The 17956-nt window shown below is 43.4% G+C and carries 15 protein-coding genes and 1 pseudogene; 11 read left to right on the forward strand and 5 right to left on the reverse strand.

Annotated features, from left to right (window positions below; all coding sequences use genetic code 11):
• Nucleotides 1-135: 135 nt before the first annotated feature.
• From AC3WTJ_RS17200 to AC3WTJ_RS17235, 8 genes and pseudogenes are all read left to right on the forward strand, one after another.
• Complete coding sequence (locus AC3WTJ_RS17200) at nucleotides 136-1509, forward strand: TrkH family potassium uptake protein (RefSeq protein ID WP_492522816.1); 1374 nt, start codon at nucleotides 136-138, stop codon at nucleotides 1507-1509.
• A 266-nt stretch (nucleotides 1510-1775) separates the two neighbouring features.
• A complete protein-coding gene (locus AC3WTJ_RS17205; protein WP_492522817.1) occupies nucleotides 1776-3065 on the forward strand; it encodes a Gfo/Idh/MocA family protein in 1290 nt (429 codons plus the stop codon).
• A 128-nt stretch (nucleotides 3066-3193) separates the two neighbouring features.
• Nucleotides 3194-4051, forward strand: a complete 858-nt coding sequence (locus AC3WTJ_RS17210) for an ABC transporter permease (protein WP_157322183.1) — start codon at nucleotides 3194-3196, stop codon at nucleotides 4049-4051.
• Nucleotides 4052-4071: 20 nt separating this feature from the next.
• Nucleotides 4072-4950, forward strand: coding sequence for a carbohydrate ABC transporter permease (locus tag AC3WTJ_RS17215; RefSeq protein WP_492522818.1), 879 nt, complete (start codon nucleotides 4072-4074; stop codon nucleotides 4948-4950).
• A 60-nt stretch (nucleotides 4951-5010) separates the two neighbouring features.
• Nucleotides 5011-6099, forward strand: a complete 1089-nt coding sequence (locus AC3WTJ_RS17220) for a mandelate racemase/muconate lactonizing enzyme family protein (protein WP_492522819.1) — start codon at nucleotides 5011-5013, stop codon at nucleotides 6097-6099.
• A gap of 47 nt (nucleotides 6100-6146) precedes the next feature.
• The gene (locus tag AC3WTJ_RS17225; RefSeq protein WP_492522820.1) at nucleotides 6147-7649 is read left to right on the forward strand and encodes an extracellular solute-binding protein; all 1503 of its coding nucleotides are present in this window, start codon (nucleotides 6147-6149) and stop codon (nucleotides 7647-7649) included.
• Nucleotides 7650-7727: 78 nt separating this feature from the next.
• Nucleotides 7728-10022: a helix-turn-helix domain-containing protein gene (locus AC3WTJ_RS17230; protein ID WP_492522821.1), complete on the forward strand. Its 2295-nt coding sequence runs from the start codon at nucleotides 7728-7730 to the stop codon at nucleotides 10020-10022.
• Between the two features lie 46 nt (nucleotides 10023-10068).
• Nucleotides 10069-10613: pseudogene (locus AC3WTJ_RS17235) on the forward strand (GrpB family protein).
• 46 nt (nucleotides 10614-10659) lie between these two features.
• Here AC3WTJ_RS17235 and AC3WTJ_RS17240 read toward each other — a convergent pair.
• The gene (locus AC3WTJ_RS17240) at nucleotides 10660-12321 is read right to left on the reverse strand and encodes a histidine kinase N-terminal 7TM domain-containing diguanylate cyclase (protein ID WP_492522822.1); all 1662 of its coding nucleotides are present in this window, start codon (nucleotides 12319-12321) and stop codon (nucleotides 10660-10662) included.
• A gap of 270 nt (nucleotides 12322-12591) precedes the next feature.
• Here AC3WTJ_RS17240 and AC3WTJ_RS17245 point away from each other — a divergent pair, with 270 nt between their 5' ends.
• The gene (locus AC3WTJ_RS17245; protein WP_492522823.1) at nucleotides 12592-12849 is read left to right on the forward strand and encodes a hypothetical protein; all 258 of its coding nucleotides are present in this window, start codon (nucleotides 12592-12594) and stop codon (nucleotides 12847-12849) included.
• Nucleotides 12850-12984: 135 nt separating this feature from the next.
• Here the strand turns inward: AC3WTJ_RS17245 and AC3WTJ_RS17250 are convergent, their stop codons facing one another.
• Complete coding sequence (locus AC3WTJ_RS17250) at nucleotides 12985-13389, reverse strand: VOC family protein (protein WP_492522824.1); 405 nt, start codon at nucleotides 13387-13389, stop codon at nucleotides 12985-12987.
• Between the two features lie 176 nt (nucleotides 13390-13565).
• A complete protein-coding gene (locus AC3WTJ_RS17255) occupies nucleotides 13566-14291 on the reverse strand; it encodes an MBL fold metallo-hydrolase (RefSeq protein ID WP_492522825.1) in 726 nt (241 codons plus the stop codon).
• A gap of 155 nt (nucleotides 14292-14446) precedes the next feature.
• On the opposite strand from AC3WTJ_RS17255, the gene AC3WTJ_RS17260 reads away from it, so the two are divergent.
• Complete coding sequence (locus AC3WTJ_RS17260) at nucleotides 14447-14998, forward strand: TetR family transcriptional regulator (protein WP_492522826.1); 552 nt, start codon at nucleotides 14447-14449, stop codon at nucleotides 14996-14998.
• A gap of 83 nt (nucleotides 14999-15081) precedes the next feature.
• Here AC3WTJ_RS17260 and AC3WTJ_RS17265 read toward each other — a convergent pair whose 3' ends face one another.
• Both AC3WTJ_RS17265 and AC3WTJ_RS17270 read right to left on the reverse strand, forming a co-directional pair.
• Entirely contained in the window at nucleotides 15082-15483 is a 402-nt protein-coding gene (locus AC3WTJ_RS17265) for a VOC family protein (protein ID WP_492522827.1), read from the reverse strand.
• 76 nt (nucleotides 15484-15559) lie between these two features.
• Nucleotides 15560-16780 carry an MFS transporter gene (locus AC3WTJ_RS17270; protein WP_492522828.1) on the reverse strand — a complete coding sequence of 407 codons (1221 nt, stop codon included), beginning with the start codon at nucleotides 16778-16780 and terminating at the stop codon, nucleotides 15560-15562.
• A 116-nt stretch (nucleotides 16781-16896) separates the two neighbouring features.
• Between AC3WTJ_RS17270 and AC3WTJ_RS17275 the strand changes: the two genes are divergently transcribed.
• On the forward strand, nucleotides 16897-17739 hold the full coding sequence (locus AC3WTJ_RS17275; RefSeq protein ID WP_492522829.1) for a metallophosphoesterase: 843 nt from the start codon (nucleotides 16897-16899) through the stop codon (nucleotides 17737-17739).
• The last annotated feature ends 217 nt before the right edge of the window (nucleotides 17740-17956 follow it).

The raw sequence follows: 17956 nt of genomic DNA on the forward strand, positions 1-17956 counted from the left end.
GGGGGCGCTGGTGCATTTATGACGAAAGGGAGCGGACTCCACGGTTAATTGTTGATGATAAGAATAATACAACCGATATATGGGCAAAAAATGGTAGTAATATGCTGCGTCAACAAGTGATTAAGGAGGAGGAACATGCGCTCCGGACGGTCCAGATTAAGAAATTGGATAGAAAAACGATCACCCGCCCAAGTGATTACGGGTTATTACTTTTTGGCAATGATAATTTCCGTGGCATTATTTAGTATCCCGGCTGTGCATAAGCCTGGCATCCATGTTTCTTTCTTCCATACCATCTTTACCGCTGTAAGTGTTGCAAGCGACACGGGACTTGCCGTTTTTAATGTTGCAGAAACCTACAGCGTCTTCGGTTATTTCGTCATCATGCTGGTTTTGCAATTTGGGGGAATCGGTATTATGGCGATGAGCACGTTTTTTTGGCTTCTTCTTGACCGACGAATAGGCTTAACCCAACGCCGTCTCATCATGGCAGATAATAATCAGTTTGAAATGTCAGGTCTCGTACATATGATGAGAGAAATATTAGTGATTACCCTTCTTACAGAGCTTATTGGAGGACTTATTTTCGGAATTCGCTTCTTAGCGTATTATGATCGTTGGCAGGATGCCTTTCTTCAGGGATTATTTGCCTCCATTAGTGCAACGACGAATGCCGGAATGGATATTACCGGACAATCTCTGATTCCGTATGCGAACGATTACTTTGTACAGTTGCTTACAGTTGCCTTAATCATTTTCGGAGCTATTGGTTTTCCCGTGTTAATTGAAGGCAAGGCGTTTCTAACTCATCTAAGAAAACGGTCTAAAGAGATCTTTCGCTTTTCGCTTTTTACAAAAATAACGACGGTTACTTATGGATTTCTTCTTGTACTCGGGACGATCCTTATGCTGCTGTTTGAGAGCGATCATTTTTTAAAAGACATGCCCTTGATGGATAGGTTTTTCTATGCCTTTTTCCAAACCGCAACAACGAGAAGCGCAGGGCTTACAACGATGGACATTAATCATTTATCCGTACCAAGCCTTCTCTTAATGAGCTTTTATATGTTTATCGGCGGATCTCCCAATTCCGTAGGTGGAGGAATTCGTACTACAACGTTTGCATTAAATATGCTTTTCATCTATCAGTTTTCGAGAGGCTACCGCTCAATCAAGATATTTCGAAGAGAGGTGCATCAGGAAGATATTCTGAAATCTCTTGCTATTTTTCTACTTGCCACTATTTTATGCGTGATATCGGTTATAGCCATCTGTAAAGCCAATTATCAACTGCCACTAATCGCGATTATACTGGAGGTATGCTCTGCCTTCGGCACTGTGGGCTTATCTCTCGGTGTAACACCGGATCTTGGCGTGTTCTCTCAATGCATTCTTATGGTGCTCATGTTTCTCGGAAGAATCGGCTTAACCACCTGCTTCTTCTTCCTTCGAGGCAAGCAAGACGACGCCAAATATCGTTATCCCGTCGAACGGATCATGACAGGATAGTGAAGAAACCAGCAAACACTAGTTTGCTGGTTTTTTGCGTTTCAAAATCCATTATCGCAAACCGTTCGTGTATCTATAAAGATTATTAAACGGGATGCTAATGATTATTCGTTAATAAAAATGGACTCCTAGCACACGGAAAGCCCCGTTGATAAACGATTTGAGAAAAAGTCGCTTTAAAGATTGTATCCATTTATTCGGTTCTAAGAAATAATGAGATAAGTTTTACTGCATGACGAAAACTTAATCACAAAAAGAGGTGCATCATGAAACGACGAAGATACGCGATATGCGGTGTCAGCAATCGAAGCGTGAAAATGTATATCGGTCCGATGCTGCAAACTTTTTCGAAGCAGGCTGAGATTGTCGGATTACTCGATGTCGACACAAGGCGGTTTGACGTATGTAAGTCCAAATATCCAGAGCTTTCCGACGTTCCGGAATATGGGGCTGATGATTTCGATAAAATGGTCGAACAAACAAAGCCGGATGTGATTATTGTAACAGGGCGTGATGATACGCACGTGACGTATATCATTAGAGCGCTGGAACATGACTTGGATGTGTTGTCCGAGAAACCCATGGCAACGACAGGGGCGGATTGCCGCCGTATTATCGATGCAGAGAAAAAAAGCAACGGCAAAGTGACGGTAACCTTTAATTACCGGTACACGCCCATTCACAGCCGGATTAAAGAAATGGTATTGGAAGGAAAGGTTGGCAGAGTGACTTCCGTTGACCTGAATTGGTACATTGATACCTACCATGGAGCTAGTTATTTTAAACGTTGGAATCGTATTCGTGAGCATTCCGGAGGACTTTCCATTCATAAAAGCTCCCATCACTTCGATTTGGTCAACTGGTGGATCGGTCAGAGTCCACTGGAAGTCTTCGCCTATGGCGCGCTAAACTACTACGGCCCCGATGGCGAGCTGAATCCGAAGAAGGAGGAAGGACGTTACTGCGGAACTTGCGCGGATAAAGGAGATTGCCATTATTTCATGCGTTGGTCATCGCGGAGCAAGGAAGTGCATGTGAAAGATGACCATGTCGACGTGGGATCAGCTGATGTCCAGGCGCCGTACAGCGCTTACCGGGCCGATGCTTGCATATTCGATTCTGACATCAATATCGAAGATACGTATTCCGCTACCGTTAAATATGACGGCGGTGCATTACTAACGTATTCCGTTAACTTTTCCCTTCCTTACGAGGGTTATCGGCTTGCGATCAACGGCACGAAAGGCCGCATCGAAACCATGGAATACCATTCTCCCAGCAGGGTTCCGTTCCCGGTACCCGAGCAGACGATCGAATACTTCCCGCTCTTCGGCTCCAAGGAAACAATTCATGTTGTTCATCGACAAGGCGGACACGGTGGCGGCGATCCTGCGCTTTTAGAAGATATTTTTCTCGGTCCGGATCCGACTCGGCCCTATGATATATTATCAGGCTCGATCGACGGCGCTAATTCCGTAGGGACCGGCGAAGCTGTTTGGATCTCCGTTAAAGAGAACCGGCCTATCCGTATCAAGGATGTACTTACTTTGACTTAATTACACGCAGCAGAAAGGAGGCGTTAGCCTTGAAAACGGATGTGTCCGTGAGGAAGTCAACGGTTGGCTGGGGGCGCAGCGGGAGTCTTTTCTGGAGAAGACTCGTTAAAAGCCGTTATTTGTATATCATGGTTACACCGGGACTGCTTTATTTTGGCCTTTTTAAATATTGGCCGATGTGGGGAGTACTGATTGCCTTTAAGGACTACTTACCATTTCGCGGTTTTTGGAACAGTCCTTGGGTCGGTTTCAAGCACTTTGATCGCTTTTTCCACGATCCTGTGTTTTGGCTGTTGTTTAAAAACACGTTCGTGTTGGCTATCTACAATATCGTCTTTTTCTTCCCAATCCCGATACTCATTGCGTTGATGCTCAACGAACTGCGTCTGGAATGGTTTAAACGTACAGTACAGACGGCCATCTATATTCCGCACTTTGTATCCTGGGTTGTCGTTGTTGGAATGGCTTACACCTTCTTCTCATTGGAGAACGGTATCTTTACGAACATGCTTGTCCAAGCGGGCATGGAAAAAACCAATTTTCTCATGTCAAATACATGGTTCCGGCCGATGATCATTCTGGAAGTCATTTGGAAGGAATCCGGATGGGGGACAATCATCTTCCTGGCCGCGTTGTCAGGTGTTGATCCTACGTTATACGAGGCAGCAAAAATCGATGGTGCAGGACGCTTCAAACAGATGTGGCACATCACGTTGCCGGCAATTCGTAGTACAATTGTCATTTTGTTCATATTGAGGCTAGGTAACTTTTTGGATACTGGCTTTGAACAAATCTTTCTCATGCTCAATTCGACCAACCGTGAGGTAGGAGAAGTGTTCGACACTTATGTCTATTCTAACGGCGTTCAACAGGGACAGTTCAGCTTCAGCACGGCTGTTGGTTTGTTCAAATCATTAGTAGGCTTATGCTTGGTATTAGCGGCTAACAAGATTGCAAAGAAGTTCGGGGAACAAGGTGTTTATTAAAGTTGAAAGGAGCTGCTGCCATGATTCGTCAATCACTCGGCTCACGTATTTTTGATTTTGTAAATGTCGTCGTGTTAATTGCCGTTGCCTTAATTACTTTGATTCCGTTCGTGTTTGTATTGTCAGGCTCGTTAACGGCTTCTGAAGAGCTGATTCGCCGCGGTGTCGTCCTGATTCCAACGAAATTATCGCTTGATGGTTACAAATATATTTTTTCGACGAAAACGATTTTATGGAGTTTATGTGTAACCGCTTTCATAACCATTGCAGGCACGTTAATCAACCTGTTTTTTACCACGCTGACAGCTTATCCGCTCGCGAGAAACGAGTTTATGGGACGACGTCCGATTATGCTGCTCATTTTGTTCACGATGTTGTTCAGTGGAGGGATGATTCCAACATTTCTGGTTGTGAAATCGCTTGGACTGCTTAACAGTTATGGATCATTGCTTATTCCAGGCGCCATCAGTGCATTTAACTTGATTATTATAAGGAATTTCTTCCAACAGCTGCCCGACGGGCTGGAGGAGTCTGCGAAAATCGACGGATGTAACGATTTTCAAATTTTGATCCGCATTGTGCTGCCACTATCCCTTCCGGCCATGGCAACCTTTGCCTTATTTTATGCGGTGGGTCACTGGAACACGTTTTTTAATGCCATTCTATATATCAATGATACGACGAAATGGCCGATTCAAGTATGGCTTCGCCAAATTGTCATCTTATCACAAGGGGGGGTAGGGGATTCACAACAGATGGGGAGCGATTATGTAGCGCCTCCCGGCGAAGTGATCAAGATGGCGGTTATTGTTGTATCGACCGTGCCGATTCTACTTGTTTATCCGTTTTTGCAAAAGCATTTTGCCAAAGGGGTTTTGCTCGGTTCCGTGAAAGGCTAGTTATACAGCAGGCTGCTGATTACGAACCGATTATTTTTGTAACGACACTAGGAGGCTAACATGAAAATTACGAGCATTACTTGTTACAAGCAAACGATGGGATTGTTTTATGTAAAAGTAGAAACCGACGAAGGAGTTTATGGTTTCGGCGAATCAAGCCCGATGCGGCCGGATGTGCTGATGCAAATTATGAACACGGTGATCAAGCCTGCTGTCATTGGGATGGACCCTTTTCAAACGGAATTGATCGAAGAGGTGGTGCTGCGGAGAAATTACAAAATATCAGGTCAATTGCTTGCCTCGGCGTACAGCGGTCTCGAAATCGCGTTATGGGATCTGAAGGGTCGCTATTTAAACCAGCCGGTGTATAATTTAATCGGAGGTCTCTATCGTGATCACATTCCGCTTTATGCATCCAGTATGAGTCGCGATCTAACCCATGCGGAAGAAGCGGATAAAATTCGAGATGCGATCGATCGTCTTAAGGTCAAAGCCGTCAAAATCAAGGTAGGACCTCGTTTCGGGACAGGGCTCCCGGTTGATTTGCACGATGATGTGCTCAAGGTCAAGGCGGCTCGAGAAGCGATTGGACCTGATTGCAAGCTGATGATTGACGGCAACAGCTCTTATACTTACATTCAAGCCGTACAACTTTTCGACCGTATTAAGGAATACAACATTCATCATTTTGAAGAGCCTTGCCCGTATTACGATGTAGACACTTACGTGAAGCTGTCGAACACGCTGCCTGTCCCTATCCATGTGGGCGAACAGGATTGGAATATATTCACTTTCCGTGACTTTATTAGCAAGGGCGCTTGTCATCTGTACGCAGCCGATCCTGTCAAATGTGGGGGAATATCTAGCGCGAAGCGCGCTGCTGCTTTATGCCGTGCGTTCGGCATTCACTATGTTCCGCACAACACCACTAAGGGAATCGGCTTCGCAGCAGCCATTCATTTGGCAGCGAGCTCGCCGGAATGCAGCAGCTTTTACGAATACAATATCGAAACAAACAGTACCAGAGAACGTTATTTGAAACAGCCTTTCGAAGTGAAAGATGGACATGTCCTGGTACCGCATGGACCAGGGTTGGGGATCGAATTGGATGAGGAACTAATGGAAGCTACACTTGAAGTTATTCGATAAGATTGTTTTGACTATTAAAAGTTCGTAATTAGGGGGCTAGCGTATCCATGAAAACGAATCATATTTTTAAGCGGGGACTACTTGTTACAGGAGCATTATCAATTATTCTTGCTTCGGCATGTTCCAATGGCGAGGGAACCAAACCTAGTGCATCGGAATCTACGAAGCCAGCGGAACTTACCATGATGAACTTATATTTGACGCCAGAGCCTCCAAAAATGGATAGCGAAGCGATGAAACTGCTTCAAGAGTACACCAACACGAAATTAAACATAACTTGGGTCCCAAGTTCAAGTTATAGCGAGAAAGTAACCGCATCGATCGCTGTCGCCGGGGATCTGCCACAAATCCTTCTCGTGAAGGACGACCGCAACCCTGCGATTATCGAAGCTGCACGAGCAGGCTTGTTCTGGGAACTGGGGCCATATCTGAAGGATTATCCGAATCTGAAAACATTGGATGCTACACGTCTAACCAATACGTCAATTGACGGTAAAGTGTACAGCATTTTCCGTTGGAGACCGATGGCGCGTAACGGTGTCATTATTCGCAAAGACTGGTTAAATAATTTGGGGCTTCAGGAACCAAAAAACCTCGACGACTTGATGAATATTTTTAAAGCTTTTACCTATAACGACCCTGACAAAAATGGTAAAAATGACACGTACGGCATTTCATTTGATTCAAGCAGCGCGCAAATTTTTCACCTCCTTGCTATGATGGGCGCTCCGAATACGTGGGAATACAAAGATGGTAAAATGTCGCCGGATTTCATGACGAAGCCTTATATGGATACGATGAAATTACTGCAGCAAATGTTCAAGGATAAATTGTTTAACAGTGACTTTCCAGTGGTCAAAGACCGAACTGTATTGGTGAATCAAGGTAAAGCAGGCGTATACATTGGGGCTTATGATGATTTGAACTCCCGGTTCACTGACTTATTGAAAGCGAATCCAAAGGCTGAATTGGATACTGTTGCTACTTTGAGCGGACCTGGGGGAATGAAAGTGCAGGGAGGTACCGGCTACAACAGCGTATATATGATTCCGAAAACTAGTGTAAAAACCGAGGATGAACTCAAAAAAGTTCTTACCTATATCGATAAGCTCGGTGATGAAAAGGTGCAGAACCTAATGGCGTGGGGGATTGAAGGCAAACACTATAAGGTGGAGAATGGCCAAGCAGTGCGGATTGACGAGCAAGTATTCACCGACGAAATCTATAATAACTTGTTCCAATTAATGGTGTTTGATGGCAGCAAGGCACTTCCCGGTAAGCAGGATCCTAGCGTTGATAAGTATACCAAGCTTATTCAGAACAACGAACAATACGCAGTTCCGAACCCGGCCTTGCCGCTTCTTTCCAAAACCTATATGGAAAAAGGAAAACAGCTGGATCAGGTCATTACGGATGCTAGAACCAAATTTATCTTGGGTGAACTGGACGAAAATGGCTTTCAACAAGCCATTGCTAACTGGCAAAAGCTAGGCGGAGACCAAGTCATGTCCGAGTACAAAAGCGAGTATGAGAAAACAATGAAAAAATAATGGGTGCGATGGCACCCACTTCATGCGATAATGTACGCAATCGAATCTTATAAATGGCATAAAGAAAGTGAGATTGTCATGAAGCTGAATTTGCCCCGTTATCAAGTGAAACTATTTGCATTATGCCTACTGCTTGGCGCCATACCTGTTATGGTGCTAGGCATTTTTTCGTATATGAAATCATCGAGCATCATTGAAAGCAAAGTGCTGAAAGGAAATGAGCAGCTTCTTCAGCAGACGCAGATCCAAATTGAAAACACGCTAAAAATTATCGATTTCTCCATCTTTCAACTTGGCAATTCGCAAGCGGTTACAGATCTTCTTCCTATACAAATAAAGGCTAACGATTTCCCGCTGGTAGACAGATTGTTAGAAACGATGCAGCGCATACAAATTTACGAGCTGGGAATTCTCGATATTCGACTGATTAATATTGATCAGCAGTGGGAGATAAATGATAAGGGTTACTCAAAGTTGAAAGAATCGGAGGATCTTCAGCTGTTTCGTTCATCTTCTCCACTCAACAGGCAGTTCAAATGGATGACACAAACGGTGGAGGGAAAAGCAGGAAAGCCATCACAAACGAATGTCTTTTTGTTCAAACAATTTCCGAATCTTTCGGCGAATCCCAGTGCTTTTCTGGTAACCCAAATGTCAAATCAGGAGCTGTTCAAAGTACTTCCCAAAAGCAGTGAACTGGGATCGTTGATCATTCTAGACGACAAAAGTAATATTATCGCGACCGACATGGCGTCCTCATTGGATGCGCTCGTTCGAAATACGCCGCTGTTGAAGGAGATGACCGAAGCTTCCGACCCAAACGGTTACCGTATTCAAAAAATGGGGAAAGAAGAGTACGGTTTCACTTACCGCAAATCGTCCTATAATGGATGGACGTACCTGTCTGTCGTGTCGCTGGACAGCCTCACACGGGAATCACAATCCATCGGTTGGGCTACAATATGGGCCTGTTTCATCATCATTGTTTTGATTTCAGTTCTCTCGCTGAAGGGAGCAAATAAGCTGTATTTGCCTGTCAGAGGCTTATATCAGAGCACCGCACAACCGGGGGAAGCTTCTGAATCTCAGGATCCAAAGGATGAGTTCAAGGTAATCGAAAGCCGAATAGAAAAAATGACGCAAAATTATAGGCATATGACTAGCCATGTACAAAGTTTAAGGAATCAATTAAAACCTTTTATGATATATAAATTAGTGCAGGGGGAACTATCGGCCAAAGAGATTGAAGAGCAGATCAGGCTGTTTGGTTATAACCCGGAATTCCGATGGCTCGCCGTCGTGGTGATTCAGATGGAAACACTTGAACCTACTCGCTATCAAGAAAGCGACCGTGACCTGTTATTGTTTGCGGTCAGCAACATTGTAGAGGAGCTGGTGCCAACCGAGTATCGTCTGAATCCTGTAGTTATCAAGCAATCACAGGTTACCGTCATCCATGGTAATCACGATTCACCGGAAGCATTTAAGGAGTTTCTATATGAAACGATCAAGCAAGTCCAGGCTAACGTGCTAACATTTCTTGATCTTCCTATCAGTGCAGGCATCAGCCGACCTTTCCAAATGTATAAGGATACTCCTAAAGCCTATGAAGAGGGGCTTGATGCGCTGAAGTATCGCATAACGAAAGTTACCGAGACGATCCTTTTTATCGAAAATGAAGAACCGGAAAAGCAAATGGTGTTTTTTCCTGATCATCTGGAAAAGCAGCTGGTGGAGGCCGTGAAGTTCACGGATGAGAAGCGAGCCCATGCCTTATTAAAGGAGTTTCTGCAAATATTGTCGAATCGCGAGCTCAAACATAACCAGATGTATAACTGGCTTATGAAGCTTCTGCTGGATTTGTTGTACATCCCGGAGCGGCAGGAACGGCCTTCTTTCTCGCTGGATACAAATGCGACACCGTTGTATGAACAATTGAAGCGTTTTAACACGATTCAGGAGATTGAGGATTGGTTTATGGTGCAAATTATTATGCCGATTATCCATACGGAGGATCAGAACAAGGAAGCGCCGCATCAAAAAATATCAAATGAGGTCATCCGGATTATTCAAAGTGAATATGACCGGGAATTAACGCTCGAGGAGTGCGCTTCGCGACTTAATTATCACTCCAGCTATATCCGGCGTGCATTGAAAAAAAGTTTGAATATTAATTTTACCGACTATTTGCTTTCATACCGGATGGAAATCGCCAAAAAATGGCTGCTGGAAACAGATATGAAAATAGCCGATATGTCGCAAAAGCTTCAATATAATAATGCGCAAAACTTTATTCGCTATTTCAAGAAAACGACTGGATTAACACCGGGGCAATACAGGGAAAAGATTCTAAATGACAATGATGGGGAGTAACTGTAGGGGAAGATGTATGTGCTATTATGGAAGGTGCTGATACGAGATGTCAAAAAAACGGTACGAGGTCGAAGAAAACGAAGTTAGCGTAGTTCCTTTTGACCCTAATTGGTTCGTATTATTTACCGAGGAAGCACGCAGCTTAAGAAATGTAATTAACGATATCGTTCATTCAATTGAACATTTCGGCAGCACTTCCGTTGAAGGGCTAGATGCTAAACCTATTGTAGATATTCTGGTTGGGATACAATCAGATGTTAGTCTGATGGAAGTTCATATTGAAGCTCTCGAAGAGTTAGACTATGAATTTTTAAGGGAAGATGGGCGAAGACCTGGTCGATTTTTTTTCCGGAAAAGAGGGGGAATAACTTTAACGTAAGTTTCGTACCATTTGATGGCGACTTGTGGAGAGATAATATCGTATTTCGTGATTATTTACGCGAGCATCCGGATGAAGTCTGTCGCTATGCTGCAATTAAGAAAGCAGCGGCGCAAACATCACCCAATAGCTTACTGGGATATCAGAACTATAAGCGCTCTTTTGTAGAGGAAATGAAAGAACGTGCGCGAGTTTGGAGCGGAACGATATGAAAGCAAAAAAGATTGTACTAACGGGTGAACGTTAGTTCAATCTTTTTTATTTTACGACACTGACAATTCGATTTCGGCCTTCTTCTTTTGCTCTATACAAAGCTTTATCTGCAGATTCAAGCAATTCGTTTAAATAGGAATGGGGACTTCTTAGACTTTCCATGGTGAAATTATTAATCGTTAGTAAACCAATACTTATCGTAATCGATAAGGAATGAGGTACATTTTTAACGATCATCTTATTGGATTCAACGGTATTTTTGACTCGCTCAGCTAAGAGGTTCGCCTGTAATTGACCCGTTCGCGGTAAATAGATTATAAACTCCTCCCCGCCATAACGAGCCAAAAGGTCTGTTTGACGCAGGGTTTGTCGAATTGCTGCCACCGTGCTAAGTATCATTTGATCACCGACTAAATGGCCGTAACTGTCGTTGATTAACTTAAAATAGTCGATATCTAATAAAATGACTGAGAATGGGATTTGGTGTTTGATATTATTCATTACTTCATACTCTAACTTTTGTGTCAGGTAACGACGGTTATAAATACCTGTTAGCCCATCGGTTATAGCCATCTTTTCGAGTTTCCGGTTTGTTAGTGAGAGTTCATCTTGTTTAATAATTAACGATTGGTTGCGTTCATGCAGGATCTCGTTCTGAGAATTCGTTTCATGAATGAGGCGATAAAATTCACTCACATCTTGAAAAGTGATAACACGTCCCACCATTTCACTATCCACACGGATAGGTGCTGTTTGAATATTCACATACCGTTCATTAGGGAACTGTATTTCGATTTGAGTTCGCTTCAAAGGGTGCATTTGATACGTTTGAAGGAACGAGTGAATATTGCTCTTAGATTGCCCTTTTGAGAGAAGATTGGCCATATCAAAACGGGAACCTATACGAAAACTAATATGAGGAAGTAGAGTGCGATTTATTTCTACAACTACTTCATTATCATTGAGTACCAGAATACCATGATCGATAGTGTCTATAATATCTTGATGAGCTATTTTTACAATATCAAATGCTTTATCGCGATGAATGGCTATGACAAAGAAAATAGCAGAAAGTAATATGCCTAAGGATGTCAACCCTGGAATCGCGGGTAAAGGTAAATGAAGGACAACATTTAAGAATATATCTAAACATACGAATACGGTCATTACCGTAATTCCTTTAAACACTTGCTTGACCTGCGTTTTGATACGTGGTGCCTTGTCGGATATTAAAGCCCGACTCATCAGATAAAGCGAAACTATAACATAGCCGATCAAAACAGTAATGAGAACCCAAAAAAGGGGTCCATAAGTCCTGTGGATGTAATTACCCTGCAAAGGTAGAACGAACTTACCATTTGGATTCACAATCGCGCAAATTGCTACAAATATAGCTGGAACAAAAAGCAATATTGGCACTTTTTTTCTCAGGAATCGTGTATGTCCAGTGAGAAATATGGTGAAAAGAAGCCAACCGACGGCTATCAGGCACATGTCAATAAAAGATAGTTTTAAATAAAATAATTGAACTTTGGGCGTGTCCACCGCTTTAATGGCAAATTGGCAGATTGGCCAGAACATCATGCAAAAATGGAATGTTAAATAAACTTTGTGCAGAATCGTGATGGTTACGGAAGCAAATACATAGACAAATAATGCAAACAAAAGTAAAAACAAGGTCAAGTCAGTAAACGACAAAAAATCCATGTTACACCCTCTAAAGTAATAATAATATTCATATAATTACTAGCTTTGGGCTAAAAGTCCTGCTTCATTGTACTAATATATTATTTAAGTGAAAATATCACCATTCATAAGATGATTTATGCCTGGATACGTTCATCGCTCAGCATTGACAGATTTTTTCATTTCGTCGTGTTGTACTGTGATATAATAATTTTTGAATAAAAAGTGAGGTGCATCATCATCAATAAAAAAGCGTTAAGCATTATATTCCTTATCATAGGCGGGCTTGCGTTGCTGCCATATCCTTTCTTGATGATTGCAAACATCATGCAGATTGCCGGGGTTCGATCGGAAGGCGATAGCGCCCTGTTATTATTTATCGTATACGCATTCGTGATCGTGTCCAGCTTGTATTTGATTACGTATTTGGTATGTTTGATTCTCGCGATCGTCAAGCGGAAGCAAGGATTTTTACTGATTTCGGCCATACCACTTTATCATTTGGTCTTAGTTTTTGTATTGCTTTTGATTTGGTTCTTATTTGAGTAGGACACCAATTAGAAGATGATTGCTTGTTTGAAAATAAGCAAAGGCAGCCGGTAGGCTGCCTTTGCTCAATTGATGGGGTAGATAGGGAATGTTACCATGAGGGGGAAATGACCATCGAAGCGGTCAGTCAAACAGTCAAGATCTACCGCTGAACCGTTTGATCGCTTCCTCGGTCACCGGTGTGAAGAGGTTAATCAGGTTACCGTCCGGATCGCGAAACAGCACAGCACGGTTACCCCACGGCATCGTGGTTGGTTCGTTTACCCACTCGTCGACAAACGGCTTCAAGCGCTCGTATTCGGCATCGACATCTTGGACGTGAAACTCGATGATGACTGTCCGATTGTTAGCCGCCTCAGCGGAACCAGCGCCGAACAATTGTACCGTCTGGGAGTGGCCGATCGCCAGGGTGCACGATGGCACAACAAGTTCGGCAAAGACGGGCGCGAGGCGTTCCGCTGAGACTCCCATGACTTTCTCATAGAAATCGACGAGACGATCCACGTCGTCGGTAATGATGCGTACAGATGCAAAATTCATGAGATACCATCCTTCCTATAATAGATGATACCACTCAGTAGCATATCATTTTGGGCCAAAATTCTTCGCATTTAATTCCCACTCCTTTCATTTACTTACTCCGATTATATAAAAACGCTACTGACAACAGTGTGTCAGTAGCATTTAACCATGCAATTTGAAGCTCCAAATTTTAATTATGAAGTCCTGTCCGTCAACGCGGCAATCCTCTCATTCATATTGCCACATAATCGCCCGCCATGATAGCAGATGACAGTTTCAATGTCATACATGTTGAGCTTCTTCAATGATTGAAGCGCAGTTCTCAAATTAGGTGTTAAGGCTTCAATTGGGCCTTTGAGTTCTCCATTTTCGATTACCATAGCATCTCCCGCAATTAACGTCTTGGTGGGCTGATGATAGAAACAGACATGTCCAGGTGTATGGCCAGGCGTGTGAATCACTTTGATCCCGCCAGCAAATGGCAGTGTTTCGCCGTCTACCAATGTACGATTAACATTTGCACTCGCGGGCTTAACGAAAGCTGCTTCAAAATCGCTTTGTATCTTCTTCGGAAGTGTAGCCAACAGACCGAATAGTCTTTCCAATGGTATTTTAAGCATCGGCTGTTTCCCATTAATAACTGCCTGATCCTTTTCATGAGCATAAACAAGTAGTCCCGAATTATCTGCTATAAAGGTTGGAAGGCCCCCGATATGATCAATATCTTGATGGGTTAAAAGGATGGTGCTAAGGCGTTGTTTAATGCCCGCTCGCTGAATAAGCTCCAAAATTGCTGGGGCAGAGCCAGGCATCCCTGTGTCAATCAGTATCGACTCCTGTTTGTCGAATAAAACAGTCGGGCAGATCGTCATCATCCCCCAATTTAGCTCCAACATTTCAATACCATCTGCAATCCGCATCTTTCAGCCTCCATTAGGTATGGTATATTAAAGTAACAGATGTTGCCTTAATGAGAAATATACAACCGTTGCATGAATGGAAACAACCAACAATCATTGCAGGAATGTTGCTATAGCGATAAAGCAGATAAATTGTCGGGGAAGGTATGATGGAAATGGGCACAAAAGTATTGAACATACGAAATACACAAACAAAACAGTTACTAATCAACGCATTTTTGCAGTTAGTTTCTGAAAAAGATTTTGAAAAAATAAGAATAGCGGATATTTCTCAAAGAGCACATGTGAACAGGGCTACTTTTTATGCTCATTTCAATGATAAGTACGAGTTATTGGACTACATGATTGGAGACTCCGCTTCTGCTGCAATTGTGGAATTTACTTCAGGAACTGTGACATTCGATCAGAATAGCATCTTTCAGCTCGTCCTAGGAGCATGTTATTTTTATCAACAACCGAAAATGAAATGCCGCAGCAGCTATATAGGTTTAGTCGTACCACAACTGAAAGAAAAAATGATAAATGAGTTGAAGATCTATTTGATGAAAAGTTTAGAGAATATGCAAACAGAAACTGAAAGGAATCTTTATGTGCCTATATTTGCAAATATCATTAATGAAGGTGCACTTCAATGGGCTTCTGGAAAAGTTGAAATGAATCAAGAGGAAATAGCGAGGAGAGTCTCATTATTAGTAATAGGAGGATAACAGCTTTCTGAGGAATGAATTGTATAACAAGTTTAAAATGAAATAAACACCGGTTACCTTAAGCAGGTGACCGGTGTTTTCTATTAGCGTTTAGGCATTTTGCTCTCATCCATGTATAACAGGTTCCAGCGGTGACCATCCAAGTCGGCAAAACCTGCACCGTACATCCAACCATCCGTTTCACTCGGCTTGCCAAAGATGCTTCCTCCGGCAAACTCTACTTTTTGAATAAAGGTATTTACTTCTTCTCTGCTCTTAGCGCCAATGGAGAATATGACTTCTGCGCTATGGGAAGTATCTGCGATTTTTGAACCTGTAAATTTCTCAAACACCGTATCCGGGAACAGCAAAATCGTTGTTTGGCCTATGGCAAGCTTGGCTCTCTCGTTACCCATACTCACTGCTTGGAATCCAATCTCATTAAAAAAGGCGGTTGACCTCTCAACATCTTTGACCGGCAAGTTAATCCAAATCTCTTGTGACATGGCTATAGCCTCCTGGAATATATTTTCAACTGCTTCAACTATACGCTATTTCAGGCCGCAGAAGCGAATTCATCATTTACGACGGCTCAGATAGGGTTCGCATTTTTCGAAGTGATGGGAATAGATACATCCAAAGCCCCGCGATTGCAAGCGTACCAAGACCACCGACGAATACCGCAGGAACTGCTCCAATAAATCCGGCTAAAGTCCCCGACTCAAACTCTCCCAACTGATTAGAGGTACCGATAAAGAGGGAGTTAACGGCATTGACCCGCCCCCGCATTTCATCCGGAGTTTGCAGTTGTACGAGAGATGACCGAATGATGACACTAATCACATCTGAAGCACCAATGAAGAATAATGCCACAAGGGAAATGAATAAATGGCTCGAAACGGCGAAGAGCATAGTCGCTAATCCAAAGACGGCGAGCGCTGCAAACAGAATGTAGCCAACAGCTTTTTTCAGTGGATAATAGACCAAGACAATTGACATTAACAAGGCGCCGATAGCCGGTGCGGTCCTCATTAAACCTAGTCCCCATGGTCCTGTATGAAGAATATCCTGTGAAAAAATTGGCAATAAAGCGGTTGCACCACCCAACAATACAGCAAAAAGGTCAAGTGATATCGTCCCCAGGATGATGGGTTGGCGGTAAACGAACATGATGCCAGAGAAGAGGGAACGTAGAGACACCGGCTCAGATTTGCGCACAATAGGCGTTGAACGGATGAAGAAGGTTAGGATGCCCGCGGTTAAAAGGGCGAGCGAGGCGGCTGTATAAACAAAAGATGAGCCTGCCCAATAAAGTAATCCCCCCATGGAGGGTCCAAGTATCTGCGATAATTGTCCGACCGAGGTGTTCCACGATATCGCCTGTTGAAGGAATTCCTTGGGTACCAATTGAGGCAGCAAAGCTGAAGAGGAAGGACCTTCGAATGCTCGGCATGCTCCTAAAATGGCCGCCATTACTAGGATATGATTCTGACCTAACGAATTTGTAAGACTACCCGATAAAAGCAATAAGGCGATAACGCCCTCTACGATTTGGCAGAGAAAGACGATATATCGCCGATCATAGCGGTCTGCGAAATGCCCAACGACCAAGGTCAGCAGAACCATGGGGAGAAATTGGGCTAGTCCAACAAGACCGAGACTGAAGGCATCATGGGTCAGCTCATACATTTGCCAACCGATCGCTACAGAAAGCATCTGGAAGGCAATTGAGGATAACATTCGTGATACCCAATAGTTCTTATAATAGGGGATTTGTTGAATTGAACTGCTTGATGAGGCCAATTGTATGACACATCCTTTCGACTAATAACTCATAAATTGTATTATATGCCTTACTCAAAAAAGAAGTCTATAGCCATATTGTTTTGTAAACGGCGTTTCCGAAAGGGTGATTACTTATGAGAGCAGGGGAAGTCCGCAAGTCTAAGCCCCGCTTGTATCCGTTTCCCAACCAGGTGCTTTGGCAGAACCACAATACAACAGCTGCCCAGACCGTCAATTTTTCGATCATAGGCGATTGTCATGTCGGCTATTCGAACAGCTTGAGTATTTTTAAAAGCATACTGCCCAAGGCCGTTCGTCTTGGGAGTACAAGTTTTGTTATTTTTGGCGGTGATAATAAACATGGGTCGAAAGGCGCGCAGGCGGATAGCGATTATCAGGCGTTCAAGGATGCTGTGACGAGCGTGCTCGGGACCAGTATTCCATACAAAGCGTCCATCGGAAATTGGGAGGACGATACGCGGGAGCAATTCCGGAAATATTTGAATCCGGTGCTTGGTATGATGAATTTTCCGGGGACAGGTGGCAGGGTGAAGTATGTCTGGCTTGATAACGCACCGGGCAAGTTCAGCTATGACAGCATATCCCTACTGAAATCGCTCAGCGCTAACTACTACTATATTATCGATTGCCACTGGCCGCTACGTGTGAACGGCATTACGGTGGACTCCTCGCATGTGCTGAGCGCAGAGGAGACGGGGCATTTCTTCAAGTCGATTCCGGTAAGCGTCCGGGATAAAGTGCTCGGCATTTTTACGCATCATGCGCACACGTTCTTTGAAAATACCTCAACCATCTACACGGGATTTAATGAAACAAGGTTCTATGTTTGCGGCTGTTCCGGTTCCTATAATTGTCGATGCAACAGTTCATCATGCGGGAGGGGGTATTATCAAGCGTCGCTCACCCTACAAGGGAACCAGGTTACTCTTTCCAAGGTAACGCCCGGCAAAATGTGAGCTAAATAAAGTTTCCACAGCGTTCACTCAACTGGGTGAACGCTTTTTAGCAGGCTGGGGGCGGAGATAGTGACGAAACGCAACTTATTTTATACTCCCGAAAACTTCCCGGTTTTATCCCAAACATTTCCCAGTGGTGTCTCAAGAAAAGTGAATTGCACGTGTTGTATGCTAATTCCAGCAAGTAAATACAATTCATTTGACAAAGGGAGAGAAT

It is taken from the genome of Paenibacillus sp. FW101-FHT12H11, assembly GCF_058790355.1.